The sequence below is a fragment of the Streptomyces flavalbus genome, from assembly GCF_042674625.1.
Taxonomy (GTDB): domain Bacteria; phylum Actinomycetota; class Actinomycetes; order Streptomycetales; family Streptomycetaceae; genus Streptomyces; species Streptomyces flavalbus.
Window position 1 is genome coordinate 4,446,919 of record NZ_JBHTEB010000001.1, and the last position, 26,654, is coordinate 4,473,572.

29 protein-coding genes and 1 tRNA gene are annotated in these 26,654 nt (G+C 71.5%); 14 read left to right on the forward strand and 16 right to left on the reverse strand.

All coding sequences use genetic code 11. From position 1 onward, the window contains the following. The first annotated feature begins 19 nt into the window (after window positions 1-19). Window positions 20-93, forward strand: a tRNA-Thr gene (locus ACFQZ6_RS20015). A 531-nt stretch (window positions 94-624) separates the two neighbouring features. On the opposite strand, the gene ACFQZ6_RS20020 is transcribed toward ACFQZ6_RS20015, so the two are convergent. Further along, window positions 625-2,994, reverse strand: coding sequence for an ABC transporter permease (locus tag ACFQZ6_RS20020; RefSeq protein ID WP_381611083.1), 2,370 nt, complete (start codon window positions 2,992-2,994; stop codon window positions 625-627). Then, a complete protein-coding gene (locus tag ACFQZ6_RS20025; RefSeq protein WP_381611085.1) occupies window positions 2,991-3,683 on the reverse strand; it encodes an ABC transporter ATP-binding protein in 693 nt (230 codons plus the stop codon). The genes ACFQZ6_RS20020 and ACFQZ6_RS20025 overlap by 4 nt, the downstream gene beginning before the upstream one ends. Window positions 3,684-3,936: 253 nt before the next feature. Here ACFQZ6_RS20025 and ACFQZ6_RS20030 point away from each other — a divergent pair, with 253 nt between their 5' ends. After that, on the forward strand, window positions 3,937-5,457 hold the full coding sequence (locus ACFQZ6_RS20030) for a sensor histidine kinase (RefSeq protein ID WP_381611087.1): 1,521 nt from the start codon (window positions 3,937-3,939) through the stop codon (window positions 5,455-5,457). Then, a complete protein-coding gene (locus ACFQZ6_RS20035; RefSeq protein WP_381611089.1) occupies window positions 5,442-6,161 on the forward strand; it encodes a response regulator in 720 nt (239 codons plus the stop codon). The genes ACFQZ6_RS20030 and ACFQZ6_RS20035 overlap by 16 nt, the downstream gene beginning before the upstream one ends. 396 nt (window positions 6,162-6,557) lie before the next feature. Here ACFQZ6_RS20035 and ACFQZ6_RS20040 read toward each other — a convergent pair whose 3' ends face one another. The 3 genes from ACFQZ6_RS20040 to ACFQZ6_RS20050 form a co-directional block, all read right to left on the reverse strand. Continuing rightward, the gene (locus ACFQZ6_RS20040) at window positions 6,558-7,016 is read right to left on the reverse strand and encodes a hypothetical protein (RefSeq protein WP_381611091.1); all 459 of its coding nucleotides are present in this window, start codon (window positions 7,014-7,016) and stop codon (window positions 6,558-6,560) included. Between the two features lie 157 nt (window positions 7,017-7,173). Beyond that, on the reverse strand, window positions 7,174-8,838 hold the full coding sequence (locus ACFQZ6_RS20045; protein ID WP_381611093.1) for a bifunctional 3'-5' exonuclease/DNA polymerase: 1,665 nt from the start codon (window positions 8,836-8,838) through the stop codon (window positions 7,174-7,176). Window positions 8,839-8,907: 69 nt separating this feature from the next. Beyond that, the gene (locus tag ACFQZ6_RS20050; RefSeq protein ID WP_381611095.1) at window positions 8,908-9,657 is read right to left on the reverse strand and encodes a Clp protease N-terminal domain-containing protein; all 750 of its coding nucleotides are present in this window, start codon (window positions 9,655-9,657) and stop codon (window positions 8,908-8,910) included. Window positions 9,658-9,774: 117 nt separating this feature from the next. On the opposite strand from ACFQZ6_RS20050, the gene ACFQZ6_RS20055 reads away from it, so the two are divergent. Continuing rightward, the gene (locus ACFQZ6_RS20055) at window positions 9,775-10,968 is read left to right on the forward strand and encodes a DUF2786 domain-containing protein (RefSeq protein WP_381611097.1); all 1,194 of its coding nucleotides are present in this window, start codon (window positions 9,775-9,777) and stop codon (window positions 10,966-10,968) included. A 61-nt stretch (window positions 10,969-11,029) separates the two neighbouring features. On the opposite strand, the gene ACFQZ6_RS20060 is transcribed toward ACFQZ6_RS20055, so the two are convergent. The 4 genes from ACFQZ6_RS20060 to rpmB all read right to left on the reverse strand — a co-directional run bounded on the left by ACFQZ6_RS20060 (window position 11,030) and on the right by rpmB (window position 12,979). Next, window positions 11,030-11,566 (reverse strand): DUF4232 domain-containing protein, encoded by a 537-nt coding sequence (locus ACFQZ6_RS20060; RefSeq protein WP_381611098.1) that lies wholly within the window; start codon window positions 11,564-11,566, stop codon window positions 11,030-11,032. A gap of 124 nt (window positions 11,567-11,690) precedes the next feature. Further along, window positions 11,691-12,200: a hypothetical protein gene (locus tag ACFQZ6_RS20065; protein WP_381618465.1), complete on the reverse strand. Its 510-nt coding sequence runs from the start codon at window positions 12,198-12,200 to the stop codon at window positions 11,691-11,693. A 237-nt stretch (window positions 12,201-12,437) separates the two neighbouring features. Continuing rightward, on the reverse strand, window positions 12,438-12,743 hold the full coding sequence (rpsN, locus tag ACFQZ6_RS20070; protein ID WP_381611100.1) for a 30S ribosomal protein S14: 306 nt from the start codon (window positions 12,741-12,743) through the stop codon (window positions 12,438-12,440). Further along, window positions 12,743-12,979, reverse strand: coding sequence for a 50S ribosomal protein L28 (gene rpmB, locus ACFQZ6_RS20075; protein ID WP_381611102.1), 237 nt, complete (start codon window positions 12,977-12,979; stop codon window positions 12,743-12,745). Before rpmB ends, rpsN begins: the two co-directional genes overlap by 1 nt. Window positions 12,980-13,042: 63 nt before the next feature. On the opposite strand from rpmB, the gene rpmG reads away from it, so the two are divergent. The 8 genes from rpmG (at window position 13,043) to ACFQZ6_RS20115 (ending at window position 16,841) form a co-directional block, all read left to right on the forward strand. Beyond that, window positions 13,043-13,207: a 50S ribosomal protein L33 gene (gene rpmG, locus ACFQZ6_RS20080; protein ID WP_030235952.1), complete on the forward strand. Its 165-nt coding sequence runs from the start codon at window positions 13,043-13,045 to the stop codon at window positions 13,205-13,207. Window positions 13,208-13,215: 8 nt separating this feature from the next. Then, entirely contained in the window at window positions 13,216-13,473 is a 258-nt protein-coding gene (locus tag ACFQZ6_RS20085; RefSeq protein ID WP_381611104.1) for a type B 50S ribosomal protein L31, read from the forward strand. Window positions 13,474-13,477: 4 nt separating this feature from the next. Beyond that, complete coding sequence (locus ACFQZ6_RS20090) at window positions 13,478-14,650, forward strand: CobW family GTP-binding protein (protein ID WP_381611106.1); 1,173 nt, start codon at window positions 13,478-13,480, stop codon at window positions 14,648-14,650. 6 nt (window positions 14,651-14,656) lie between these two features. Beyond that, a complete protein-coding gene (rpsR, locus tag ACFQZ6_RS20095) occupies window positions 14,657-14,890 on the forward strand; it encodes a 30S ribosomal protein S18 (RefSeq protein ID WP_381611108.1) in 234 nt (77 codons plus the stop codon). 75 nt (window positions 14,891-14,965) lie between these two features. After that, entirely contained in the window at window positions 14,966-15,385 is a 420-nt protein-coding gene (locus tag ACFQZ6_RS20100) for a VOC family protein (protein ID WP_381611109.1), read from the forward strand. 7 nt (window positions 15,386-15,392) lie between these two features. Then, window positions 15,393-15,767: an ArsR/SmtB family transcription factor gene (locus ACFQZ6_RS20105; RefSeq protein ID WP_381611111.1), complete on the forward strand. Its 375-nt coding sequence runs from the start codon at window positions 15,393-15,395 to the stop codon at window positions 15,765-15,767. A 215-nt stretch (window positions 15,768-15,982) separates the two neighbouring features. After that, window positions 15,983-16,408, forward strand: coding sequence for an SRPBCC family protein (locus tag ACFQZ6_RS20110; protein ID WP_381611113.1), 426 nt, complete (start codon window positions 15,983-15,985; stop codon window positions 16,406-16,408). Between the two features lie 214 nt (window positions 16,409-16,622). After that, complete coding sequence (locus tag ACFQZ6_RS20115; protein ID WP_381618468.1) at window positions 16,623-16,841, forward strand: DUF397 domain-containing protein; 219 nt, start codon at window positions 16,623-16,625, stop codon at window positions 16,839-16,841. An 82-nt stretch (window positions 16,842-16,923) separates the two neighbouring features. Here ACFQZ6_RS20115 and ACFQZ6_RS20120 read toward each other — a convergent pair whose 3' ends face one another. After that, entirely contained in the window at window positions 16,924-17,472 is a 549-nt protein-coding gene (locus tag ACFQZ6_RS20120) for an ATP-binding protein (RefSeq protein WP_381611115.1), read from the reverse strand. Between the two features lie 387 nt (window positions 17,473-17,859). On the opposite strand from ACFQZ6_RS20120, the gene ACFQZ6_RS20125 reads away from it, so the two are divergent. Both ACFQZ6_RS20125 and ACFQZ6_RS20130 read left to right on the forward strand, forming a co-directional pair. Then, window positions 17,860-18,684: a helix-turn-helix domain-containing protein gene (locus ACFQZ6_RS20125; protein WP_381618471.1), complete on the forward strand. Its 825-nt coding sequence runs from the start codon at window positions 17,860-17,862 to the stop codon at window positions 18,682-18,684. A gap of 117 nt (window positions 18,685-18,801) precedes the next feature. Next, window positions 18,802-20,262 carry an aldehyde dehydrogenase family protein gene (locus tag ACFQZ6_RS20130; RefSeq protein WP_381611117.1) on the forward strand — a complete coding sequence of 487 codons (1,461 nt, stop codon included), beginning with the start codon at window positions 18,802-18,804 and terminating at the stop codon, window positions 20,260-20,262. A 67-nt stretch (window positions 20,263-20,329) separates the two neighbouring features. Here the strand turns inward: ACFQZ6_RS20130 and ACFQZ6_RS20135 are convergent, their stop codons facing one another. From ACFQZ6_RS20135 to ACFQZ6_RS20160, 6 genes are all read right to left on the reverse strand, one after another. Continuing rightward, the gene (locus tag ACFQZ6_RS20135; protein ID WP_381611119.1) at window positions 20,330-21,358 is read right to left on the reverse strand and encodes a DedA family protein; all 1,029 of its coding nucleotides are present in this window, start codon (window positions 21,356-21,358) and stop codon (window positions 20,330-20,332) included. A gap of 148 nt (window positions 21,359-21,506) precedes the next feature. Further along, window positions 21,507-22,268, reverse strand: coding sequence for a MerR family transcriptional regulator (locus tag ACFQZ6_RS20140; protein WP_381611121.1), 762 nt, complete (start codon window positions 22,266-22,268; stop codon window positions 21,507-21,509). Between the two features lie 74 nt (window positions 22,269-22,342). Then, window positions 22,343-23,104 (reverse strand): ABC transporter permease, encoded by a 762-nt coding sequence (locus ACFQZ6_RS20145; RefSeq protein ID WP_381611123.1) that lies wholly within the window; start codon window positions 23,102-23,104, stop codon window positions 22,343-22,345. Continuing rightward, complete coding sequence (locus tag ACFQZ6_RS20150; protein ID WP_381611125.1) at window positions 23,101-24,066, reverse strand: ATP-binding cassette domain-containing protein; 966 nt, start codon at window positions 24,064-24,066, stop codon at window positions 23,101-23,103. The genes ACFQZ6_RS20145 and ACFQZ6_RS20150 overlap by 4 nt, the downstream gene beginning before the upstream one ends. 74 nt (window positions 24,067-24,140) lie before the next feature. Continuing rightward, window positions 24,141-24,782 carry a PadR family transcriptional regulator gene (locus ACFQZ6_RS20155; protein WP_381611127.1) on the reverse strand — a complete coding sequence of 214 codons (642 nt, stop codon included), beginning with the start codon at window positions 24,780-24,782 and terminating at the stop codon, window positions 24,141-24,143. An 81-nt stretch (window positions 24,783-24,863) separates the two neighbouring features. After that, on the reverse strand, window positions 24,864-26,540 hold the full coding sequence (locus ACFQZ6_RS20160) for a threonine/serine exporter family protein (protein ID WP_381611129.1): 1,677 nt from the start codon (window positions 26,538-26,540) through the stop codon (window positions 24,864-24,866). Between the last annotated feature and the right edge of the window lie 114 nt (window positions 26,541-26,654).

Below are 26,654 nucleotides of genomic sequence, written 5' to 3' on the forward strand. Positions count from 1 at the left end.
ACGATAGTGCTGGCAGCACGCCGCCTTAGCTCAGATGGCCAGAGCAACGCACTCGTAATGCGTAGGTCTCGGGTTCGAATCCCGAAGGCGGCTCTGAGGAAGCCCAGGTCACATGTCCCGTGACCTGGGCTTTTGTGCTATGGGTGAGCGCTTGAGGAAGCTGTCGGAGAACTTCCCCTACGCCCAGATCCGGCCCAGGGCGCGCAGAGGTTTGATCCATCCTCGGCGGCGATCGAGCCCCCGGTTCAGTGATCATCTCTGCCGAACGGCGTGGCAGAACTTCCTCGGCGTGCTCGAACGCCACTGGAAGAGCCAGGGCTACGAGCTCGTCGCCGCGAGTCCGAATGGCCGGGCCCACCTGAGTGTTACCAGCCCTTGTGTGGAGAAGTCCGACGTTGCTTAGCTGACCAGCAGGCCGAGCGGGCCCGACTACTCGAAGCGGAAGTTGCCAGCGCCGAACGTGGAGTCGACCTTCTGGTCGAGCGATGCCCCTCTCACGACGAGCTGATGTAGAAGGCCAACATTCGGTCACCTTGAAGGGGTGGTGACGTCAGGTCGGCGGAGCTGGCGAACGCCCGGCCTCCGCCCTGGGATACCTGTTGTCGATCACGTATGCGCTGGTGGCTACTCCGTTCGCAGTGCGGTAGCCGTGCGGGTCTTCGACGCCCAACTGGCTGGGAGGAGCGCGCCCAGGACGGCGATGGTGATGCCGGCCGCGCCCAGGAGCGCCAGTTGCGGGGTGTCGTACACGTCGAGGATCGATGGGGGCAGGTTGGTGCCCGCGGAGTGGCCCATCAGGGGGAGGACGAGGCCGTGTAGTGCGTATCCGGCGGGTACGCCGATCAGGCCGCCGAGGAGGCCGATGCCGGTGACCGAGGCGAGTACGAGGCTCACGGTCTGCCGGGGGGTCATGCCGAGGGCCTTGCAGACGCCCAGGTCATGGACGCGTTCGCGGGTGTCGAGAACGACGGAGTTGAGGACGCCGAGGCCCGCGACGGAGAGCAGCATGAGGGTGAGCAGTACGGCGATCGCGTCCAGGAGGATGATCGTGTTCTCTTGTCGGGAGGCGGAGTTGGCTATCACGTCGCCGCCCAAGGGTCGTACCACCGTGTTGAGGCGCTCGGCGTACGCGGCGGGGGAGACGTTCGGCTCGACGTCGATCTGGAAGACCTCCGGCGTGGTGCCGGGGAAGCTGGCGAGGTCCGTGTGGACCGTGAGGCCGTCGTTGGAGGTGTCGAAGGCCTCGCCGACGATGCGCAGGGTGCGGGTGTCCTTTCCGAGGGTCACCCGGATCGGGTCGCCGATGCTGGTGCCGGTCCGTTCCAGGAGGCCGGTGGGTACGACGGCCTGTCCGGCGCCGGTGAACCAGTGCCCGGCGATCATCTCGTAGCGGCCGGAGCTGGTGTCGCCCTGGAAGAGGGTCGCCCTGACCGGTGTGGAGAGCCCGGCCACGGTGACGTCGGCGTGCGTCATGCCGTAGTACGACGCTGTGCCCGGCTGGGCTGCGATGGCGGCGCGGATTTCGGCGGAGTTGGCGCTCTGCGCTGTGGCGTCGGGGGCGGCTGGGGCGCCGTTGATCGCCGTTACCGCCGCGCTCTCCTCCGGGTCCGCCGCGCGGCCGATCGCGTTGAGGGACTGGGTGAGGCCCAGCGCGAAGGTCGCCGCGACCGTGCCGAAGGCGACGGCGAGCAGCATCGCCGCCGTACGGACCGGGTGCGCGAAGGGGCTCGCCAGGCCGTACGTCACCGCGCGCGGCAACGGGAGTCGGCCGAGGGCGCGGTGTGCCCACTGGCCGCGGCCCGTGCGGGGCGCCCGGCCGACCGCGATCGCCTCGACCGTCCGCAGCCGCCCGGCCCGCAGCGCGGGGACCAGCGCCGCGACGCCGACGACCAGCAGCGCGACGGCCGGTACGACGAGGTCCACCCACCAGGTGACGGACAGCGTGACACCGCCGTACGCCTGGGCGGTCATCGACAGCAGCGGTGCGGCCAGCAGGTTGCCCAGCACCACCCCGAGCGCGATCCCGAGGGCCGCCGGGATCAACGCCTGGGCGACGTAGGCCCGTACGACCTCGCGCGGTGTGAAGCCGATGGCCTTGAGTACGCCGATCCGGCGCAGGCTGGTGCCGACCGCGCCGCTGATCACGCTGCTGATGATGATCACCGACATGACGATGCCGAGCACGCCGAAGGCCACCATGAACGGGATGGTCGCCGCCGCGCCCTGGTCGGCGGCGCGCTTGGTGTCCAGGTAGGACTGGGTGCCCAGCAGCGCCCCGGACGGTACGGCGGCGGCCAGCGTCGCGCGGTCGGCGGCGAGCTGGTCCTTGGTGTCAGCGGCGGTGAAGCGGTAGAGCATCTGGTGGGTGACGGGGCGGTCCCGCGAGGACAGCGCCTCGACCTGCGCGGGGGTCGTCCAGGCGTCGGCGGTCCTGCTGGCGGACATGGCGAAGCCGACGATCGTCAGGGTCGGGCTGTCGGCGGTGTCCGAGGTGCGCAGTTCCGAACCGATGGCCAGGGCGGGGCCCTCGAACGAGGTGTCGAGCACGATCTCGCCCGGTTGCCTCGCCCACCGGCCGGACCTCAGGTCCAGGTCGTCCACGTCACCGTGCGGTCCGGAACGTCCGACGAGGCTCAGTTGCGGCAGGTGCCCGCCGCCCGCGTCCACTGGGCTGATCGTCGTGTACGGGTACGGTCCCGCGCTCGCCGTGACGCCGTCCAGGCGCCCGGTCGCCGCGAGCCGGTCCGCGCTCACCTTGGCCGGGTCGTACTGCGCGGTGAGGTGTGCGCCGTTCTGCTCGGCGAAGGCGCGGTCGAAGGGGGCGTTCGTGGCGACGAGGAGCGCCCCGGCGACGACGGTCGCGGCGACGGCCATCATGGTGGCCACGGCGATCACCACCGTCTGCACCCGGCGCCGGTTCACCCCGGAACGGACGACGCGGCGCAGCGCGCCGCCCCCGCCTCCCCCGAATGGGCGGCCGCTGAAGGCGCTCATCGGACGGCCTCCGCGCGGGAGTCGGTGGCGAGGCGGCCGTCGACCAGGTGGATGGTGCGGCTCGCGCACGCCTCCGCGAGCGCCAGGTCGTGCGTGACCAGGACGAGGGTCTGGCCGCCGCGGTGCAGGTCCACCAGGAGTTCCCGTACGTCGTGGCCCGAGGCGGTGTCGAGGGCGCCGGTCGGCTCGTCGGCGAGCAGCAGCGCGGGGCGGTTGACCAGCGCGCGGGCGACCGCGACCCGCTGGCGTTCACCACCGGACAGGCGGCCGGGGTAGGCGCGGGCGTGTCTGGCGATGCCGAGGAGTTCCATCAGCTCGCCCGCGCGGGCCGCCGTCTTGCGCCGGGTGGTGCCGGTGAGCTGGGCGGGGAGCTGGATGTTGTCGGTGACGGTGAGGTCGTCCAGCAGGTTGAAGAACTGGAAGACCATGCCGATCCGTTCGCGCCGGAACCGGGCCAGCGCGTGCTCGCCGAGCTGGTCGATCCGCTGCCCGGCCACGGTCACGGCGCCCTCGGTCGGCTTGTCGAGGCCCGCGACGAGGTTCAGCAGCGTGGACTTGCCGCTGCCGGAGGGGCCGGTCACGGCGAGCGCCTCGCCCTGGGCGACGCTGAGGTCCAGCGGTCCGAGCGCGGGTGCGCCCGCGCTGTCGTAGCGCTTGGCCACGCCCGTCAGTTCGATCACTTGGGTCATGGGGACTTGCTCCGTTTCCGTTGTCGGAGGTTGGGGTCGGGGGTGGGGTCGGGGGTGGGGGTGGGGGTGTTTGTGCCGGTCCGGTGAACCTAGGGGCGGGGCCCGCGGGGGCGCGTCGGCCGCGGCACCGACTTCCGGACCTCCGCGCGGAGGAGGGAGGCGGGGGGTCATCCCTGCGAAGTACGTCTGACGGACGGGGGCTTGGTCGTTCAGGCGGACGCGGGGGAGGGCGCGCGCCCCGCACAATGAGCCGATGGAGACGGAGCGGGGCGGGGAGGGTGCGCGGCGGGGGCCTGGCGACCGGCAGGGCTGGCGCCAGTACCTGCGCGAAGCCCTGCGGCCGGAGGCGGAGCGGGTTCCGTTGTCGCGGTGGGCGGTGTGCGCCGATGTGGTGCTGGCGGTGCTGCTGACCGTCGTCGCGCTGGTCGTGGCGGCGCGCTATCCCGGCGACGGGCCGAACTTCGTCAGCTCGTCGGTGGAGCGCGGGGTTCCGGCACCGCCGCCCCTCCCCGGGCCGGACGCGCGGGTGCGGGTGGGGGAGGGGTACGAGTCCACGTCGGTGGCCTGGCCGCTGGTCGTGCTGTCGGCGTTGCCGCTGGCGGTCCGGCGCCGGTATCCGCTGGCCGCGTTCGCGGTGGTGATGGGCGCGATGCTGGTCATGATCGACGACGCGTCCTGGATCAACGTGCTGACCTGCGTCATCGGCGCGTACAGCGCGGCGCGGTACAGCCGTTACCGGGTCCGGGCGACGACCGGGCTGATCGTCGCCGCCGTACTCGCCGGGGTCGCGTTCCGGAGTACGGAACCGATTCTGCCGGGGTGGTCGAGCCCGGCGGTCGTGCTGCTGCTCTCCGGGGTGCTGGCCAGTACGGTCCGTTTCTGGCAGCGGCGGCTGGCGGCCAGCCGGGACCGGTTCGCCCGGCTCCAGGAGGCGCAGGAGGAGAGCCTGCGGCGGGCGGCGGAGGTGGAACGGGCGCGGATCGCCGCCGAGTTGCATGACGTCGTGACCCACAATGTGAGCGTGATGGTCATCCAGGCGGGAGCGGCCCGGAAGGTGATGGACACGGCGCCGGAGCGGTCGAAGGAGGCGCTGCTGGCGGTGGAGGCCGGGGGGCGGGCGGCGATGGCGGAACTGCGGAATGTGATGGGGTTGTTGGCGGGTCCGGACACCGGCCATGCCGGTCACGTTGGGCACGCCGGTCACGCTGGGCACGCCGGTCACGCTGGACACTTCGGTCAGCTTGGTGGGTCCGGTGGGCTCGGTGGATCTGACGGACCCCGTGGACCCGTTGGGGTCGGTGGGCTCCTTGGGCCCGGTGGGTCCGTTGGACCTGGCGGCCTGGCCCGTGTGCTGTCCGACACCCCCGCCGACGGCCTCGAACCCCAGCCCGGAATCGGCCAGCTCGACGCGCTGGTGGAGCGGGTGCGTGCCGCCGGGACCCCGGTCACGGTCACGATGTCGCCGCCGCCCGGCCCGTTGCCGCCCGGGGTGGAGCTGGCGGCCTACCGGGTCGTGCAGGAGGCGCTGACCAACACCATCAAGCACGCGCCCGGCGCCGCCGCCTCCGTGACCGTCGGGCACACCGACGACGTGCTGGAGATCGAGGTCACCGACACCGGAGCCGCGCACGACGCCCCCGCGCGGGAGGGCACCGGCCGCGGACTGATCGGCCTGCGCGAACGACTCGCGGTGTACGGCGGCGAACTGGCGGCCGGTCCCACCCTCGCCGGGGGCTACCGGATCACGGCCAGAGTCCCGTGGCGGACGCCGTGAACGCCGCGGACGCTTTGCACCGGCCGCCGACGCTGCGCGCCGTCATCGCCGACGACCAGGCCCTGGTCCGCACCGGCTTCGGCATGATCCTGGCCGCGGACGGCATCGAGGTGACGGCGGAGGCGGCCGACGGCGCCGAGGCGGTCGCGGCGGTGAGACGCACCCGGCCCGACGTCGTGCTCATGGACATCCGGATGCCGGGGATGGACGGCATCGAGGCCACCCGGCGCATCCTCGCCGACGGCGGCCGGGGCGACGGCACCCGCGTCATCATCCTGACCACCTACGACATCGACCACTACGTCTACGCCGCGCTCACCGCGGGCGCCAGCGGCTTCCTGCTCAAGGACGTCAGCCCCGAGCACCTCGTCGCGGCCGTACGGCTGGTGCAGTCCGGCGACGCGCTGCTCGCCCCGACGATCACCCGCCGCCTGATCGAACGCTTCGCCCCACGTGAGGAGAACCGCCCGCCCACCACCCACCGCGACCTCTCCGGCCTCACCCCACGCGAACTGGAGGTCCTCCGCCTCCTCGCCACCGGCCTGAGCAACGCCGAACTCGCCACCCACCTGTGCCTCAGCCCCACCACCATCAAGACCCACATCGGCCGAATCCTGTCCAAACTGGACCTACGCGACCGAGTCCAGGCGGTCGTCCTGGCGTATGAGACGGGACTTGTGGCGCCGGGGGGCGGGGGGTCGTAGAGAACCGCTTATCCCCAGTTGGCTGGCGGTGGAGCCGCGCCGTCCCAGCGGGCGACCTGAAGGGAGGGGCGTGCGGGGAGGCTGGTGGTGATGCGGTGGTGACGTGGCCCCGGCTTCTTCGGGCCGGGGCCCTTATGCGTTCGTCAGGGGTGCTCGGACCGGTTCTTGGTCTTGCTTGTCATCCAGGTCTGGCATCCCCATCGAGCGAGGCCACCCACGGCGAGGGATACCAGGATGGCTCCCCAGTCGATGACGTGTGGCAGGCCGGGGAAGAAGGCGAAGAAGGCCAGGGCGGCTACGACACCCGTGAGAAACGCGGCGGTTCCGGCATGGCGCTGCCGTGGTGTGGGTGGCGGGACCGGCTTCGGTCCCCTCTGCTGCTGGGGCATGAACAACTCACTTCGTGATGTGGTGGCACTGGCTCACGCGCCGCACACCGTTGACGTGGAGATGGGCGCACGCCTTGCCGTAACGAGGCAACGTCTGAGGAGAGTTGTTCCGCATGGGGTCGTTCTTGCACTCGACATGAGTCCTGCCACGTGATGTGCGATACGTTCGGTTCCTCGTGTCGGCGTAGGTGAAATCGATGCGCCAGTTGCAGAAGCCGCTGCTCAGCGCTCCAACGAAGGCGCAGTCGACGCCCGCGTTCTGGTACGTGATCTTCTTGCCGCCGCCTCTGATGATGTGCGTGAACATGCACCCGGTCGGAACCTTCATCGTGACCCCACCCACGCTGTACTCGAAAGTGCGTACAGGTGTCGACCCGATCGCTCCGGCGTGTGCGGTGGTCTGGTTTGCAAGGACGAGCGCGGCTGTTGCGGTCAGAGCCGTAGCGAGGCGCGTGATGCACTGCATGACCGAGGCGTTCCCTCTCTGATGATCACATGCTGGGTGTGGGGACAACCACAGTGCGTAGTGATCAGTTACATGATGGTGCGTTGATTCACCGTCAGGTGTGATGAGCGAACTCGTCGGCTGACCAGGGGAGAAACGGCTGCGAGGGCTCGGAGTGCTATTTGGCGTCCGCGTAGCACTCCACCGCCGCCGTCGTGAACGGGAAGCGGACCGGGGTGTCGCCGAACGTCAGGTGGGCGGCCAGGGCGGCGGAGTGGTGGATGGCTGTGGTGACCTTGTCGGTTTCCTCGGTGGGGCAGTGGACGATGACCTCGTCGTGCTGGAAGAAGACCAGTTCCGCGGCGAGGGAGGACAGATTTTGGCGCAGGGCGGCGAGCAGGAGCAGGGTCCAGTCGGCCGCGCTGCCCTGGACGACGAAGTTGCGGGCGAAGCGCCCGCGGGCGCGGGAGTTGGTGGACGTGTGGTACGGGTGGTCGGGGTCCTGAGGGATGCCCGCCTCCTCGGGGGCGTCGTCGCTCGCGCCCGCCGCCGGTGGGCAGGTGCGGCCCAGCCAGGTGCGGACCAGGCGGCCCTCCTCGCCCGCGCGGGCCGCCTCGTCGACGTAGGCCACCGCCCGCGGGAAGCGGCGTCTGAGCGCGGCCAGGTTCTTCAGGCCGTCGCCGGAGGTCTGGCCGTAGATCGCGCCCAGGACGGCGAGTTTGGCCTGGTCGCGGTCGCCGGAGAAGGCCCGCTCGGAGACGGACTGGTACAGGTCGGTCCCCCGCCCCGCCACCTCCATCAGACCGGGGTCGCGGGAGATCGCGGCGAGGACGCGCGGCTCCATCTGGTCGGCGTCGGCCACCACCAGCCGCCAGCCGGGGTCGGCGACGACCGCGCGGCGGATGACCTTGGGGATCTGGAGCCCGCCACCGCCGTTGGTCACCCACCGGCCGGAGACCGTGCCGCCCGCGAGGAACTCCGGCCGGAAGCGGCCGTCCCGCACCCAGTCCTGGAGCCAGGACCAGCCGTGGGCGGTCCAGATCCGGTACAGCTTCTTGTACTCGATCAGGGGCTTCACCGCCGGGTGGTCGACGGACTCCAGCTCCCAGCGGCGCGTCGAGGTCACCTTGATACCGGCCTGCGCGAACGCCTTGACCACGTCGGCGGGCAGGTCGGGGCGGACCCGGCGGCCGAACGCGGCGGAGATCTCGTCCGTCAGCTCGGCCAGTCGGCGCGGCTCGCCCCCGCCCGCGTACCGCTCGCCGAGCAGGTCGTGCAGCACCTCGCGGTGGACGTCCGCGCGCCACGGCAGCCCCGTCGCGTTCATCTCCGCGGCCACCAGCATCCCCGCCGACTCGGCGGCGGTCAGCAGCCGCATCCGGTCCGGGTGTTCGGCGCGGTCGTGCCGCCGCTGCTGCTCGGCGTAGATGTCGAGCAGGTCGGTCAGCGGGAGGTGGGTGACCTGGGGTTCGAAGAGGGAGGACTGTGCGCCCGGCTCGGCTGAGCGCTGGGGTGGGTCGGGCGGTACGGGGCCGCCGCGCAGCCGCGCCAGGGCCGCCGCCGCGGAGCGGGGCTCGCCGTACCGCCCCTCGTGGCCGAGGAGGAGGGTCTCGGCGTCCTCGATGTCGTAGCACCGCTCCACTCGCACCCCCGTGGCGAGCAGGGCCGGGTACACCTCGGACGTCGAGCGCCACACCCAGCGCGTCACGTCGGGCCGCTCGCGCACGGCCCGCGCCAGGTCCGCCTCCCACCGCACCGGTCCTGCGGGCAGCCCGTCCTGGCCGAGGGGGGCGAGCTGCACGCCACCGTCCTCGGCCAGAGCGAGTGCCCATCGGTCGGCCATGCGAGAAGTCTCGCAGGAGGGTCTGACAATCGGTCCTGACCTGCCCTTTTACGGGGAGTGAGGGGTGCGTCAGCCCTGGTCGTCGGCGGTCTCGGTGGCCTGCGCCGCCACGATCTTCGCGAGCGCCTCCGCCACGTACCGCTCGGTGGCCTCCTTCGTGATGCCGAGGCCGGACAGCACCCCCTCGCCGTTCTCGAACTCCAGCAGGGCCAGGAGGATGTGCTCGGTGCCGATGTAGTTGTGGCCGAGGCGCAGGGCCTCCCGGAAGGTCAGCTCCAGCACCTTCTTGGCGTCGGGGCCGTACGGGACGAGTTCGGGGACGTCGTCGGCGGCGGGCGGCAGCGCCGCGGTGGCGTCCTGGCGTACGGCGTCCAGGAGCACCCCCTGCGTGGTGATCGCCTTGGCGGCCAGGCCGTCCGGCTCGGCCAGCAGACCGAGGACCAGGTGCTCGGGGCGGCCCTCGGGGTTGCGGGCGGCGATCGCCGCGTTGTGGGCGGCCATGACGGCGTTCCGCGCGCGCGGGGTGTACCGGCTGAAGCCCTGGCTCGGGTCCAGGTCGGCCGACTCCTTCGGCACGAAGCGCTTCTGCGCGGCCTGGCGGGTGACGCCCATGCTCTTGCCGATGTCCGTCCAGGAGGCACCCGAGCGACGGGCCTGGTCCACGAAGTGGCCGATCAGGTGGTCGGCGACATCCCCGAGGTGCTCCCCGGCGATCACCGCGTCCTGGAGTTGGGCGAGCGGTTCGGGGTGGACCTTCTTGATGGCCGCGATGAGGTCGTCCAGACGTACGGAGGATGTGATGGCGGGGTCAGAGGTCATGCGTCAACCGTAGGTTGACAGCCTGCCGTCGTCAACCCTGGGTTGACAGTCATCGCAACCCTTGGTTGACGGGGGCAGCCGCCTCGGCTCCGCCGACGCTCGTGGCACCATCGCCAGGTGAGCACCCCCAACGACCCCAGGACTCCGAGCGACGGCAGCCGCACCGTAGAGCGCGCCTTCCAGATCGCCCTGTACGCCGATCCTGGCGCCGCCGTCCTCGACACCGCCGCGTCGCTGCTCGCCGCCGATCCGGGGGCCGACGGCGAACTGGTCAGGCGCGGGGAGGAGTTCCTGGCGGTGGCCTGGCGGCGGGGGTGGCAGCCCGCCGACGTCGTACGGATGGTGCGGCGGGAGTTGGACGAGGTGCACGTACGGCTCGTCTCGGAGCTGGTCCTCGCGCAGGCGGCGGGCGACGACCGCCCGCGCGGGCGCCGTTGGACCGACCAGCTCGCGGATCTCGAACGGCGCTACGGCGATACGGCGGCCCCGGCACCGGCGCCCCGGAGCGACCGTTTCTCGCACGCCACCGCCGTGCTGGAGCTGTACCGCCTGCTGCTGCGGCTGCCCGCCCTTCAGCCCCTCGACGAACCCGCGCGGGCGCGGCCCACGCCGCGTTCCTCCGAGCCGCGCGCGCTGGCCCGCATCCGGGCGCTGCTGGCCAAGGCCGAGGCGACCGGCTACCCGGACGAGGCGGAGGCGCTCAGCGCCAAGGCGCAGGAACTGATGGCCCGGCACAGCGTCGACGAGGCGCTGCTCGCCGCCCGGACGCCCGACGCCGACGCCCCCGGCGCCTGCCGGATCGGCGTCGACGCGCCGTACGAGCAGGCCAAGGCGGTGCTGCTGGACGCGGTCGCCACCGCCAACCACTGCCGAGCCGTGTGGAACGAACCCTTCGGCTTCTCCACGGTCGTCGGCTTCGAACCCGACCTCGAAGCCGTCGAACTCCTCTACACCTCACTCCTCGTGCAGGCCACCACGGCGATGACGAAGGCGGAGGCCGCCCAGCGGGCCGGTGGCCGCAAGCGGACCAAGACCTTCCGGCAGTCGTTCCTCGCCGCCTACGCGCACCGCATCGGCACCCGGCTCGCCACCGCCGCCGAGGAGGCCACGGCGCGGACGGCGGAGTCGCAGGCGGCCGACCTGCTCCCCGTCCTCGCCTCGCGCGAGGTCGCGGTCACGGCGGCGACGGACCGGCTGTTCCCGGAGACCACCACGGCCCGGCTGCGCGGCGTGAGCGACGCGGCGGGCTGGACGGAGGGCTCCCGCGCGGCCGACCGCGCCCAGGTCACCCCCCACCGCCCACTCAACTGACGGCCCCGACCCGCGCCTCAGACGCCCTACTTACTCCTCAGTCCCCGGCTCGAACTCGGTCTCAGTCCCCCGCCTGCTGGAACGCGCTCACCGACGCGTCCGGCACGCCCTTCCCGTCGACGGGCACGGGTCCGTACGACCACGGGAAGCTCTGCTCGTCCGAGCCGCCCGGCAGGCTGATGCCGAGCTTCGCCACGTCCAGCGCACCGGCGCCGCCCTCCTCACCCCGTACGTACGTGATCGTGAAGGTCGCGGCCGTGTCCTTCGCGAGGGTGAGCTGCTGCGGCCGGGCGCCCTCCTCCTCAGGTACGACGGCCGAGTCGCCCTCCGCGTGGAGTTCCACGCCGGGGAAGCCCTCCAGGACGCAGGCGGCGTCGCCGCTGTTGGTGAGGGTGACGGGCACGTTGCCGGTGTCCCCGGCCGCGGGCGCGGCGTTGGCGGGGCCCACCTCGATGGTCATCCCGTCGACGGAGCAGGCCGTACCGGCGGCGGTGTTGCTTCCCTTGGCGTCACCGCCGTCGTCCCCGTCCCCGGAGCAGGCGGTGAGCAGGAGGGCGGCGGCGGTCAGGGCCGCGACGGTGAGTGGGGTGGAGCGCATGGGGGAGTCCTTGGGGTGAGTACCGGAGCGGGCCGGGGGCCGAGCAGCGTCCGGATCATCATGCACGCGGCATGACCCCTGGTCGCCTCCGCCTCCCCCGGCACCTCGCCGTCCGGCGGCGGGGTCAGGACCCGAGCCCCTTCGTGGGCAACCCCGTCGGCAGTTGTCCGCCCTCGGCCTTGGTGTAGGTCTCCGTGCCGAGGCCGCCCTCCCAGGTGACCTTCAGCGTCGTCCCGTCGACGGAGTCGACCCGCCCCGTCTTCCGGTCGTCGCTGCCGTCCGTGCAGGTGAGGCGGATCGTCTGGGCGCCGGACGCCTCGCCCGCCGTGCCGCTGCACACGGTCCCGCCGGTCGCGAAGAGCCCGGCCTTGTCGCCGGTGACGACCAGCGCGACCGCGTCGCCGCCGGTGGTGGCGAGCCAACTGCCCTCCAGGTCGCCGGAGGCCGTCGGGCTGCTCCCGCCGGTGCCGCCGCCCGTGTCCGCCGTACTGGTCGTGGAGGCGGACGCGCTGGGGCTCGGCGTGCCGTCGTCGGCGTCGGAGCCGCCGTCGTCACCGCACGCGCCCAGCAGGAACACACCCGCCAGCCCCGCCGCCGCGACGGCCAACCGCCGACGCACCACACGCGCGTGCACCTTGGCCCGACCCACGCGCGCGTGCACCGTCGCCTCGCCCACACGCGCGTGCACTCCCGCCTCGCCCACGCACGGGTGCGCCTCCGCACCATCCACGCGCGCGTCCACCCCCGAACCGCCGAAAGCCGACGCCCTCCCCGCCCCTGCCGTCCCCAGAGTCACTGCATCCCCCAACCTGAGCCGGTCAGCCCGTACGACGGCAGAAGCTACCAGGGCGTAACCCAAACAGGGACCGCCCTACCAGGACGACTTCCGCACCCCGGGCAGATACCCCGCGTGCGCCTGCCCCCGCAGGTTCACCCGCGACAGCCCGAACGAGCGGAAGTACCCGCGCGGGCGCCCGTCCACCTGGTCCCTGTTGCGGACCCGGGTGGCGCTGGCGTCGCGCGGCTGGCGCCGCAGTTCCCGCTGGGCGGCGAGACGTTCGGCCGCTCCCGTCGACGGGCGGCGGATGATCTCCTTCAGCTCGGCCCGGCGGGCCGCGTACCGCTCGACGGTCCGCTGCCGCTGCTCGTTCTTGGCGATCTTGCTCTTCTTCGCCATCAGACCCGCACCCCCCGCGCGCGGATGCGGGCCACGGCCGCCTCGACGCCGATCGCGTCGACGGTCTTGATCCCCTTGGCGCTCAGCCGCAGCCGCACATGACGGCCCTCGCTCGGCAGCCAGTAGCGCTTGGACTGGATGTTGGGGTCGAAGCGGCGCGAGGTGCGCCGGTGGGAGTGCGAGACGCGGTTACCGAAGCCGGGCTGGGCCCCGGTCAACATGCAGTGGGCGGACAAGGTGACGTACCTCTCTCGGATGACTGTTTCGTAAATGGGAATCGTTTTCAGTAAGATAGCAGCATGGCACGCAACGAACTCCGCCCGGTCATCAAGCTCCGGTCCACGGCCGGGACCGGCTTCACCTACGTCACCCGCAAGAACCGCCGCAACGACCCCGACCGGCTGACCCTGCGCAAGTTCGACCCCGTCGTCGGCCGTCACGTCGACTTCCGAGAGGAGCGCTGAACACCGTCATGCGCGAGGGAATCCACCCGGAGTACGGCCCCGTCGTCTTCCGCGACCGTGCCGCCAACCACGCCTTCCTGACCCGCTCCACGCTCGCCGGGGTGCCCACGGAGAAGACGATCGAGTGGGAGGACGGCAACACCTACCCCGTCGTCGACGTCGAGATCTCCAACGTCAGCCACCCCTTCTACACGGGCACCGCCCGCGTCCTGGACACCGCCGGGCGCGTCGAGCGCTTCGAGCGCCGGTACGGGAAGCGGGGCTGAGCGGGTGACCGATGTGCCCGAGCCGCCCGCCGACCTCCCCGTCGTCCCCGGCGACCTCCCCGTCGTCATCGTCGGCGGGCTGCACGCCGACGCCCGCAAGGCCGCCGTCGAGCGGCTGCTCACCGACGTGCCCGGGAGCGTCGTACTCCACCACGACCTGGCCACGGCGGCGGCCGGGACCGTCGTACGGACCGTCCGGGACGCCACCGGGGTGCGGTCCGCCGGTGAGGCGCCGCTGGTGAACGACTGCGCGTGCTGCGCGCTGCGCGAGGACCTGGTGCCGGAGCTGGAGCGGCTGGCGGAGGCGGGGGAGACCCGGCTCGCGGTCGTCGAACTGTGGGACTCCGTCGAGCCCAAGGCGATGGCCGAGGTGGTCACCGGCGGCGGGCTCACCGTCACCGGCGTGATCACCGCCGTCGACCCGGCGCTGGTGCTGCCGTACCTCGGAAACGGTGACGACCTCGCCGAGGGCGGCCTCGCCGCGGCGGCCAGCGACCAGCGCACCGTCGCGGACACCTTCGCGCGGCAACTGGAGTACGCCCCCGTCCTGGCCCTCGTCGACTCTCCGGAGGCCGACGACGAGGACCGCGAACTGCTCGCCCAACTGCACCCCACGGCCCGTCAGGTGGCCATCGGCCACGGTGACCTGGTGGGCGCGGCGCTCGCCGGGTTCGACGTGGAGGCCGCCGCCGCGGCCCAGCACCCGGCGTGCGCGCTGCTGCCCACCGAGGCCGACGCCCGCGGGGTGACGACGCTGGTCTGGCACCGGCGCCGACCCTTCCACCCGGGGCGGCTGTACGCGGCGCTGGAGGACCTGACCTGCGCAGCCGCCCGCAGCCGGGGGCGGTTCTGGCTCGCCGAGAAGCCGGACACGCTGCTGCACTGGGACGCCGCCGGGGGCGCGCTGTGCGTGGAGAGCGCGGGCCCCTGGCTCGCCTCGCTGCCCGACGCGGCCTGGGAGATGGTCCCGCCCGTGCGCCGGGCCGCCGCCGCGCTGGACTGGCACCCCGAGCACGGCGACCGCTGCCAGCACCTGGTCTTCACGTCCCCCGGTCTTGACCGGGAGGGGCTCGCCGGGCTGCTGGAGTCCTGCCTGCTCACCGATGCCGAGTACGCCGCCGGACGCGAGGCGTGGGAGCGCCTGCCGTCCGCCTTCGACACCCTCCTGGAGGTCTGAACCGCCATGCCCCGCAAGGTCGACCGCAAGCCCGTCAAGAGCCGCCCCAACCCGCTGCTCCAGGCGGGGGTCACCTATATCGACTACAAGGACACCGACCTGCTGCGGAAGTTCATCTCCGACCGCGGCAAGATCCGCAGCCGCCGGGTCACGCGGGTGACCGCCCAGCAGCAGCGGCTGCTCGCGCGGGGCATCAAGAACGCCCGGGAGATGGCGCTGCTGCCGTACGGGACGCGCTGAGCCGCGAGCACCGACGATAGGTAGGCGTTTCCCTACGTTTGACAGGTAGGGAAACGCCTACCTATCGTCGTCCCTATGACCACCACGGACAGCGGCGGCACCACCGCCCGCACCCACATCACCCACGCCTCGTTCGTCACCCTCCCGGTCGCCGACCAGGACCGTGCCCTGCGCTTCTACACGGACGCGCTCGGCTTCGAGGTCACCGCCGACCTCGACCTGCCGACCGGCCGGTGGCTCCAGGTCGCGCCCCGGGGCGCGCAGACCGTGTTCACGCTCTCGGGACCCGGCATGGGCGGTTTCGCGCCCGGCTCCGCGCGGGGGATCATGTTGGTCACGACCGATGTCGACGCCGACTGCGCGCGGCTCGCGGCGGCCGGGGTCACCGTGCAGGGCCCGGACGAGCAGCCGTGGGGCCGGATGGCCTCCTTCCGCGATCCGGACGGCAACGGTCTGATGCTGTTGACGGAGAACGCGGAGAAGGAAGGCTTCTGACCGCACCATGACCACCACCGGGGCCGCCGCCACCGGTGCCGGAACCGGCACCGCCGTCGAGGACCGTGTCTTCGCCGCGCTCGCCAACGCCACCCGCCGTGAGGTGCTGCGACTGCTGCGCGACGGCGGGCCCCAGCCGGTCCAGGCCCTGGCCGACCACTTCGACATGCGGCGCCCCAGCCTCTCGGAACACCTCAAGGTGCTCCGGGAGGCCGGTCTCGTCTCCGAGCAGCGCGTCGGCCGCCAGCGCATCTACCGCCTGGAGGCGGCGCCGCTCGCCGAGGTGCAGGACTGGCTCCACCCGTACGAGCGGTTCTGGCGCGACCAACTCAGGAGCCTCGGCCACCTCCTGGACCACATGCCCGACGATGACCCGGCATGAACCGCGAACCTGAACCTGGCCCCGGCCCCGGCCCGCGACCGGGCATGAACCGCGAACCTGAACCTCACCCCGGCCCCGGCCCGCGACCGGGCATGAACCGCGAACCTGAACCTCACCCCGGCCCCGGCCCGCGACCCGGCGCTGACCCCGCGCCCGCCCCCACCCCCGGGGGCGGCCGTGATGCCGTATCCGACCCCGACCCCACCACCATCCGCGTGGACCAGTTCCTCCCCCACCCGCCCGCCAAGGTCTGGCGCGCTCTCACCGAGCCCGAATTGCTCGCGCAATGGCAGATGCCGGGTGCCGCGGACTTCCGGCTCGAGGTCGGGCACCGGTACCGGATGACCTCCGTCCCGCGCCCCCGTACCCACTTCTCCGGCACGATCGACGTGCAGGTGCTCGCCTACGACACCCCGCGGATGCTCCGGCTCCGCTGGGCCGACGCCGATCCGGCCAATCCCGTGGACTGGACGATCACGTGGACGTTGGAACAGGAAGGCCGCGGTACGCGTCTGTTCCTAGTGCACGAAGGATTCGATCCGGACGACCCCGCGCAGATGATGGCGCGGAAGATCATGGACGGGGGCTGGCGCTCGCATGTCCTGCGAAGTCTGGGGCAGACGCTGGAAAAGGTGCGGTGAGGCGGTCGGGCGGCCTCACCGGAACACCGGCATCCTGTAATCGCGAGAACACCCCTCGTGCACGTGCATCTGCTCGTGCGTATGCGCTTGCATATGCTCATGCGGCTGCACATGAACGAGGTTATGATCCGGGTCAGTTGACCACTGCATCAATGGCCACACCAGCCAGTGCACCACCGGGGAGCGACCTGTGGATCACGACGTGTACAACGGCATGGCCGCCACCGAACTGAGCGGCGTGGCCTGGCAGAAGAGCCGGTACAGCAACTCTCAGGGTTCCTGCGTGGAGTTCGCGCGGCTGCCCGGAGGGGAGGTGGCGGTGCGCAACAGCCGCTTCCCCGACGGTCCGGCGCTCGTCTACACGCGCGCGGAGATCGAGGCGATGCTCCTGGGGATCAAGGACGGCGAGTTCGACCACCTGATAGCGGGGTGAGGGCGCCGACGCGCCCACCGGCACACCGCTGCCACGCGCTGTAACGTTTCAGCGGCAGCGTGTGACGCGTGCGCGCGACGCCTTACGTCTCCTGGAGCCGGAACAGCGCCCAGACGACCTTGCCGGTGAGGGTGCCCGCCAGCGGGTGCCAGCCCCAGCTGTCGCAGAAGGAGTCGACGAGGAACAGCCCGCGCCCGGACTCCGCCGAGAAGTCGTCGGCGTCCCGGGCGACCGGCGTGCCGTCGCTGGGATCGCGCACCGCGCACACCAACCGCTCGGTCCAGCGCATCAGGTGCAGTCGCACCGGAGGCTCGTGCCCCCCGAACTGACCCCCGAACTGACCCGCGAACTGGCCGCCGTACTGTCCCTCGTGCTGGCCCGTGGACCCGTTTCCGCCACGTTCCATGGCCGTCGCGGGCACCGCGTGCCGCAGCGCGTTGGTGACCAGTTCCGACACCACGAGGCAGACATCGTCGAACCGTTCGTCGATCCCCCACTGTTCGAGCGTGACCCGGGTGAACTGCCGTGCCTCGCGCACCGCTTCGTAGCGGGCGGACAGGGCGCAGGAGGAGGCTGAGGAAACGGCCGCGGGGTCCAGCGGCGGAAGGCCCTGCCTTAACGGCTCGAGCATGGTCGATCCATTCGTCCCCATGCGAGGCACTCCCGGGAATTCGCGGACGGTGCGAGGCGGCGGTGGTGCGGGACCATGGTTTCGGATGCGTACAGCAGATGCAAGGGCAGATGCACGTGCACGCGACCGAATTGGACCCTCCCGTACCGCTTCTTGGCCATTTTTTCCGCCATCTTGGCGTCGCTTTCTTGCCCGACTCACCTTCCCCTACCCCCCTTCAGCCCCTTGACTGACCCGGAATCCGAGCGGAATCTTTGGCTTCTTTCCATCTCTGTAACCGGGCGAGTACTGCTCGGAGTGTTTTAGTGGCAGACTGCGGGCCCTGAAGGACGGTTGGGGAGGCTGGCGAACGTGAGTGCGGGAGAGCCCGGATCGGTGGTGCGGCGGATGCTGCTCGGCTCGCAACTCAGGCGACTCCGGGAGGCGCGCGGCATCACGCGCGAGGCGGCGGGATACTCGATCCGCGCCTCCGAGTCGAAGATCAGCCGGATGGAGTTGGGCCGGGTGAGCTTCAAGACACGGGACGTAGAGGATCTGCTGACGCTGTACGGCATCACGGACGACGCGGAGCGCAACTCACTGCTCTCCCTCGCCCGCGAGGCCAACGTGGCGGGCTGGTGGCACAGTTACTCGGACGTCCTGCCGAGCTGGTTCCCCACCTACGTGGGTCTGGAGGGGGCGGCGGCGGTCATCCGGGCGTACGAGGTGCAGTTCGTGCACGGGCTGCTCCAGACCGAGGCGTACGCCCGCGCGGTCGTCCGGCGCGGTATGGAGGGCGCGAGCGAGGCGGACGTGGAGCGGCGGGTGACGCTGCGGCTGGAACGGCAGAAGCACCTCGTCTCCGAGAACGCCCCCGACTTCCACATCGTCCTCGACGAGGCCGCCCTGCGCCGCCCCTACGGCGACCGCGAGGTGATGCGCGGCCAGCTCCAGCACCTGATCGAGATCTCCGAGCGGCCCAACGTACGGCTCCAGGTCATGCCGTTCACCTTCGGTGGGCACTCCGGGGAGAGCGGCGCCTTCACCATCCTCAGCTTCCCCGAGTCCGACCTGTCGGACGTCGTCTACCTGGAGCAGCTCACCAGCGCGCTGTACCTCGACAAGCCGGAGGACGTGGCGCAGTACGAAAAGGCCCTGAAGGAACTCCAGAGGGACAGTCCGGGGCCGGACGCCAGCCGGGACCTGCTGCGCGGGCTGCTCCAACTCTCCTGAAACAACCGCTCCAACTGGGCGGCAACACAAGTACGATGACGAACGATCAGGCTGTCAAGTCGATCATCTTTCCGCCATCTTTGCGCGGCTTCGCGCGGCAGGGGATTGAGGGATCACATGTCGTCGTACTTCACCGACCTGGCTCAGCAGTACATCGACGGTGAGTGGCGCCCGGGGACCGGTAACTGGGACATCATCGACTGCAACCCGTACGACGGCGAGAAGCTGGCCTCGATCACGATAGCCACGGTCGACGAGATAGATCAGGCGTACCGCGCCGCCGCCCGCGCCCAGCGGGAGTGGGCCTCCGCGGGCGCGTTCGCCCGGCGGGCCGTGCTGGAGAAGGCGCTGCGCCTGGTGGAGGAGCGCGAGCCGGAGATAGCCGACGTGATCGTCGCGGAGTTGGGCGGCACCCGACTGAAGGCCGCCTTCGAACTCCACCTCGCCAAGGAGTTCCTGCGCGAGGCCGTCAACCTGACGACGCGCCCGGAGACCAAGATCCTGCCGTCCCCGGACCCCGGCAAGGAGAACCGCCTCTACCGCGTCCCCGTCGGCGTCGTCGGCGTGATCAGCCCCTTCAACTTCCCCTTCCTGCTCTCCCTGAAGTCGGTCGCCCCGGCGCTCGCCCTCGGCAACGGCGTCGTCATCAAGCCACACCAGGACACGCCCCTCACCGGCGGCACCCTGATCGCGAAGATCTTCGAGGACGCGGGCCTCCCGGCCGGGCTGCTCAACGTGATCGTCACGGACATAGCGGAGGTCGGTGACGCGTTCATCGAGCACCCCGTGCCCAAGGTGATCTCCTTCACCGGCTCCGACAAGATCGGCCGCCATGTCGCCACCGTCTGCGCCGGGCAGTTCAAGCGGGTCATCCTCGAACTCGGCGGCAACAGCGCGCTCGTCGTCCTCGACGACGCCGACATCGACTACGCCGTCGACGCCGCCGTCTTCAGCCGGTACGTGCACCAGGGGCAGGTCTGCATGGCCGCCAACCGGGTGCTGGTGGACCGGTCGATCGCGGAGGAGTTCACCGACAAGTTCGTGGCCAAGGTCAGGTCGCTCAAGGCGGGGGACCCGAGCGACCCGCTGACCGTCGTCGGCCCGCTGATCAACTCCTCGCAGGCCGAGTCGGTCTCCGCCACCGTCGAGCAGGCGCTCGCGGAGGGCGCCACCGCCCTGGTGCGCGGCACCACCACGGGCAACCTGGTCGAGCCGTCCGTCCTGACCGGCCTGCCCGCCGACTCGCCGCTGCTGAGGCAGGAGGTCTTCGGCCCCGTCGTCTTCCTCCTCCCCTTCGACGGTGAGGAGGAGGCCGTACGCCTCGTCAACGACACCCCCTACGGCCTCAGCGGTGCCGTGCACACCGGGGACGTGGAGCGCGGGGTGCGGTTCGCGCAGCGGATCGACACCGGCATGTTCCATGTGAACGACGGCACCGTGCACGACGAGCCCCTCGTCCCCTTCGGCGGGGAGAAGAACTCCGGCGTCGGCCGCCTCAACGGGGAGACGACCCTGGACGCCTTCACCAGCCTGAAGTGGATCTCGGTACAGCACGGGCGGAGCGGGTTCCCGTTCTGAGCGGGGGCTGAGCGGGGGCTGACCGGAAGCGGCCCCGGCCGCCCGCCGTACGGGCGCCGGGCGCGGGTCAGCGCTGCGGGTGCTGGGGGTGCTGCGGGTAGCCGCCCTGGTCGTACGGGTAGGGCTGCCGCTGGTCGTACTGCTGCTGGTCGTACCCCTGGCCGCCGTACCCCTGGTCGTAGCGGGGGTCGTAGCCCTGGTACTGCCCCTGACCCGGCCCCTGCGGGTACGCGCCCTGCTGGTTGTCGTACCCCTGCTCGCCGTAGCCCTGGTCGCCGTAGCCCTGGTCGGGGTGGCCGTGGTTCTGGTTGCCGTAGCCCTGGTCGCCGTACGGCTGGTTCTGGTGGGTCGGCGGGATGCGGCGGAGCTGGGTGGTGGCGTCGTCCATGACCGGCTGCTGCTGGTAGGCGGGCTGGTGGGGGGCCCGCGGGGCGGCGGGGGACGCGGTGGCCTGCTCGGGGGCCTGGGGGTTCCTCTTGTTCTGCGCGCGGGCCCGCAGCAGCTCGATGATGATCGGGACGACCGAGATGAGGACGATCAGGATCAGGATCGCCTCGATGTTCTTCTTGACGAAGTCGATGTTGCCCAGCCAGGCGCCGAGCATGGTCACACCGGCGCCCCACAGGATGCCGCCGATCACGTTGAAGGTCAGGAACGAGCGGTACCGCATCCCGCTGACGCCCGCGATGATCGGGGTGAACGTGCGCACGATGGGCACGAAGCGGGCCAGGACCAGGGACTTCGGGCCGTACTTCTCGAAGAAGTCGTGCGCCTTGACCACGTTCTCCTGTTTGAACAGGCGGGAGTCCGGGCGGGTGAAGAGCGCCGGGCCGACCTTCTTGCCGAACATGTAGCCCGCCTGGTCGCCCAGGATCGCGGCGACGCAGATCAGGACGATCGCCGCCCACAGCGGGAAGTCGAGCTGGTTCGAGGTGATCAGCAGGCCAGCGGTGAACAGCAGGGAGTCGCCCGGCAGGAAGAAACCGATCAGGAGACCGGACTCGGCGAACACGATGAGGAGCAGGCCCCAGATGCCGAAGGTGTCCAGTAGGTAGTTCGGATCCAGCCAGCTCGGTCCGAGGGCAAGCGTCGTCACGGTTCCGGGCTCCTGAGGGGTTGGGAAGTACGGCGTCCAGTACGGCCGGACAAAGCTATCAACGCATCGCGCCCGCCCCGGGTTCCACCGGTGCCCCCAGGACGCACCGCGGGCCGGGTCGCCCCCGGTCGGCCCGGCCCGCGGTGCCTCAGGAGGAGTGCCGGGAGGCGTTCGCCGCGATCGCGTCCCGGAGGTGTTCGGCCAGGCCAGGCCGCATGGAGTCGTAGAACGCCTTGAAGCGCTCGTCGGCGACGTACATCTCGCCGAGGCCCTGGTGGACGTCGTACGGGCACTCGTAGAACCAGGTGCAGATGTGCCGCCGGTGCTCCTCGGCCATGTCCATGGCGCGCTCGCCGGTCGGCGGCTCCCCGGCGGCCATCAGGGCGTCGTAGCGCTCGCCCCAGTCGGCCACCTCGGCCTGCATCCGCTGCCAGTCCTCCTTGGTGTAGCCCGCGGCGCGGCGCTGCGACTCCGCGTACGCCTCGGTGCCGCCCCAGCGCCGCTCCGCCTCCTCCGCGTACTGCTCGGGGTCCTTGTCCCCGAAGACCTCGAACCGCTCCTCAGGTGTGAGGTTGATCCCCATCTTGCGTGCCTCCATGGCGTGCTCCACGGCCGCCGCCATCTTCCGCAGCCGCTCGATCCGGGCGGTCAGCAGCTCGTGCTGGCGGCGCAGGTGCGCGCGCGGGTCCGCGTCCGGGTCGTCCAGCAGGACGGCGACCTCGTCGAGGGGGAAGCCCAGCTCCCGGTAGAACAGGATCTGCTGCAGCCGGTCGAGGTCGGCCTCGCCGTAGCGCCGGTGACCCGCGCGGGTGCGTTCGCTCGGCACGAGCAGACCGACGTCGTCGTAGTGGTGCAGGGTGCGCACCGTCACTCCGGCGAAACCGGCGACCTGTCCCACGGAGTAGCCCACTTCCGCTCCCTTCTCGGTACGCGCCCCACGATGGGCCCTCACGCGGCGTGAGGTGCAAGCCGTGTTCCGCCGCGCTACTTGCTCAGGCGCCCGAACCGCCGTACCGCCAGCGGGAAGAACAGCGCCAGCAGGGCCAGTGGCCAGGCGACGGCGGCCCACACGTGGCCCGGTTCCCCGCCCGGGTTGCCGAACAGGTCGCGCACGGCCGTCGCGGTCTGGGACATCGGGTTCCACTCGACGACCGTGCCCAGCCAGTCCGGCATCGAGCCGGGCTCGGCGATCGCGTTGGAGAGGAAGCCGACCGGCCAGACCAGGATCTGCACGGCCTGCACCAGCTCCGGCTTCCCCGCCACCAGCGCCAGCTCGATGCCGATCCACAGCATCGCGAACCGGAACAGCAGCAGCAGGCCGACCGCGCCGAGGAACGCCCCGACGCCGCCCTGGGTCCGCCAGCCCAGCGCGTGGCCGACGCCGACCAGCACGGCCAGCGTGAGCGCCGACAGGAGCATGTCGGCGGCGGACCGGCCGACCAGCACCGCGCCGTTGGCCATGGGCATCGAGCGGAACCGGTCGATGACGCCCTTGTTGAGGTCCTGCGTGACGGCCAGCAGCGTGCTCTCCAGGCCGAACGCCATGGTGAGCGCCAACATGCCGGGCACCAGGTAGTCGACGTACGCCCCGTCCACGCCCCGGCCGCCGCCGATCAGGTAGCCGAACATCAGCAGCAGCATCACCGCGAAGAGCAGGTTCACGGTCAGTTGCACGGGCTGCCGGGCCCAGTGGGCCAGCTCCCGCCGGGTCATGGTCCAGGAATCGGTCAGTGCGTGCACGCTCACGCGGCCTCCTCCGCTCGCTTGACGTCCTCCGTGAGGTGGAGGAAGACCTCGTCCAGCGTCGGGCGCCGCAACGCGATGTCCTCGGCGTCGACACCGCCCTCCTCCAGCGCCCGTACGACGGCGGAGAGCGCCGCCATCCGGTCCGTGACCGGCGCGCTGAGCAGCCGCCGGTCGGTGTCGACCGACACGGTGTCCTTCGGCACCGGCAGCAGCGCGACGGCGGCGCCGAGCTGCCCGGCGTCGCGCAGGACGACGTCGATGCGGTCGCCCCCCGTCAGCGCCTTCAGCTCGCCCGCGGTGCCCTCGGCGACGACCCGGCCCCGGTCGACGACCGAGATGCGGTCCGCGAGCTGGTCGGCCTCCTCCAGGTACTGGGTGGTGAGCAGCACCGTCGTACCGCCGCCGACCAGGGAGCGGACGGCGCTCCACACCTCGGCGCGCCCGCGCGGGTCGAGTCCGGTGGTGGGCTCGTCCAGGAAGAGCACCTCCGGTTCGGTGATCAGGGACGCGGCGAGGTCAAGGCGGCGCCGCATCCCGCCGCTGTACTGCCGCACCGCCTTGCGGCCGGTGTCGGCGAGGCCGAAGCGCTCCAGCAGCTCGTCCGCGCGGGCGCGGGCCCGGCGGGCGCCGAGGTGGTAGAGGCGGCCGAACATCTCCAGGTTCTGGTGGCCGCCGAGCCCCTCGTCGAGCGCCGCGTGCTGGCCCAGCAGGCCGATGCGGAAGCGCACCGCGCGGGCCTGTGCCACGACGTCGTACCCGGCGACCTCGACCCGGCCGGAGTCCGGCCGCAGCAGCGTGGCCAGGACGCGGACCAGGGTCGTCTTGCCCGCCCCGTTGGGCCCGAGCACGCCGTGCACCGTGCCGCGCGCCACGGTCAGGTCGAGCCCCGCCAGCGCGGGCTTGCCGTTCCTGCCGCCGTACTTCTTGTGTGCCCCTACGACGGTGATGGCCGTGTCGGCCACGATGACCCCCTCGCTAGTCAAATTTGACCACTTGCTCAGAGGGTAACCCTGGGCAGAGCGTTGGTCAAACTTGATTAGATGGCGTCCCCCGGGTGCCGCTCGCCCGTCGCGTACGGGTTCTCCTCGCCCTCCGCCAGCACCCCGACGAACGGCTCGCCCTCACCGGCGAAGGTGTACGCGCCGCCCTCGACGCGTCCGATCAGCCCCCGGGTCCACTCGGCCTCGGCGTCGGCCGTGTGCACCCACAGGTTCATGATCTCGCCGATGTGGCCCAACTGCTCGGGCCCCGACTCGGGCACGTAGTGCTCGGTGACCGCCGCCCGCCACTCCTCGATGCGCCGGGTGCGCTCCTTCAGGAGCGCCACGGCCTCGTCCCTGGTGAGGTCGACGATGAAGCCGATGGCGGCGGACTTGACGTCCATCTTCTGGTCGTAGGCGACGAGCGCCTCGCGCAGCAGCGAGAAGTACTCCTCGTCGCCCGCCGGGGTGATCTCGTACTCGGTGCGCGGCGGGCCGCCCGCCGTCGACGGGGCGATCTCGTGCGCGTGCAGCAGGCCCTGCTTCGCCATCTGCTTCAGGGCGTGGTAGATCGAGCCGGGCTTGGCGTTGGACCACTCGTGCGCGCCCCAGTACTCCAGGTCGTTGCGGACCTGGTAGCCGTGGGCCCGCCCGTGCTGGCGCACCGCGCCGAGCACCAGGAGACGGATCGCTGACATGCCGACCAGGTTATGACCCGCCCGCGCGGGGCCCGCCCCAGGCTCCGACTGGAACCCGCGCGTGTGCCTCGGCTCCGGCTGCTAGAACCCGCGCGTGCGCTTCGCGCCCTTGCGGCCCTCCACCGAGCCCACCCGCAGGAAGAGCCGCGAGATCTCCGACCCCAGGTTGACGCCGATCGCGATGGCGATGGCGAGCGCGCCAGCCTTGGTGAGCGAGTCCAGACCGCTGTCGACGTCGTTCTGGGCGATCGACAGCAGCCCGAAGTACGTCGCGGAGCCCGGCAGCAGCGGGCCGATCGCGGCCGTCGTGTAGGGCAGCGCGGACGCGTACCGGTAGCGGGACAGCAACTGCCCGAAGAGGCCCACAAGACCCGCCGCCACGGCGGTGGAGGCCACGGGGGAGAGGTCGCCCGCGTAGCGCATGGCGCCGTACACCGCCCACGCGACACCGCCGTTGAGGGTGACCGCGAGCACGGTGGACCGTTCCTGCTGGAGCAGCACCGCGAACGTCAGCGACAGCAGCATCGACGCCGCGAGCTGGAGCACCGGCCGCTCGTCGATGCTCAGCGCCGCGTCCGGGTTGAGCTGGGCGCCGAGCTGGACCCCGAAGTACAGCACCACCAGCACCCCGACGACGATGCCCACGAAGAAGTACATGACCTCCAGGAGCCGGGCCGCGGCGGTGATGTAGAAGCCCGTCAGACCGTCCTGCACGCCCGCCACCAGCGCCCGTCCGGGCAGCAGCGCGAACAGCCCACCGGTGATGACCGCGGAGGCCCGCACGTCGGCGTGCGCCAGCGTCAGCGCCACCCCTATCGCCGCCGGGGGCATCGCCGCCACCGTGAACTGGTAGAACTCCGGCAGCCCGCGCCCCGCGCACAGCCACGCCAGCCGGTCCCCGAGCATCGCGCCGAGCGCGGCGGCGACGAACACCAGCACACCACCGCCGACCAGCACCGACGCCGCGCCCGCCAGCAGCCCGCTCGCCGAGGTCAGTACCCACGTCGGATAGGGGTGCCGGTTGCGGCGGATCTCCGCCAGCCGCCGGTACGCCTCCTCCAGGGAGAGGTGCGCCTCCGGGTCGGACAGGTCGTCCACGAGCCGGAACACCGCCGCGAGCCGCGTGTAGTCGGTGCCCCGGCGCCGTACCGTCCGGGACGCGGTGACCGGGTCGTCCACCAGGGACGGCTGGTAGGAGATCGACAGCAGCGTGAAGGTGACGTTCGGCTCGCAGCGGTCCAGGCCGTAGGACCGGCACACGGCGAACATCGCCGCCTCCACGTCCTCGGCGCCCTCCCCGCCCGCCAGCAGCAGCTCCCCGATGCGCAGCGTCAGGTCGAGCACGCGCGGGACGGCCGGTCCGCCCTCCTCCGCTTTCGGCCCCGGCTCCAGAGCGGGCCGCTCCGTCACCGGCAGCCGCAGCATCGTGCGCATCCGCACCTGCCACGGCGCGTCCTTCGTGAGGCTGACGACCGGCACACCGGTCGGCGGCGTGAACGCGGGCGGCGCGCTGCGCGAGCTGTAGGTGCTCGGTGGGTTGAACGCGGAGCCCTCCTGGTCCACCGCGGGGCGTACGTCGAGCCCTTCCGGAACGGCGAACTCCGACGTCGTCTCCGGCTCGGGCGCGGGCCGGGGCACCTCAAGCCCGCGCGGCAGCGCGAACTCCGACGTCGTCGACGACTCGCCGTCCGTCGACGACGGGACGAACGCGCTCCGCGCCTCGTCCGAATGCGGCTTGCGGTCCTCCGCGTCCGTCACCTGCGCAGCGCTCCCTGTACGACGTACGACTCCGTCACCACTCGTGTGCCCAGCTACGACAGCCTCAGTATGCGCACACGCGCGCGTGGACACACCCATGGATACGCGGACGGG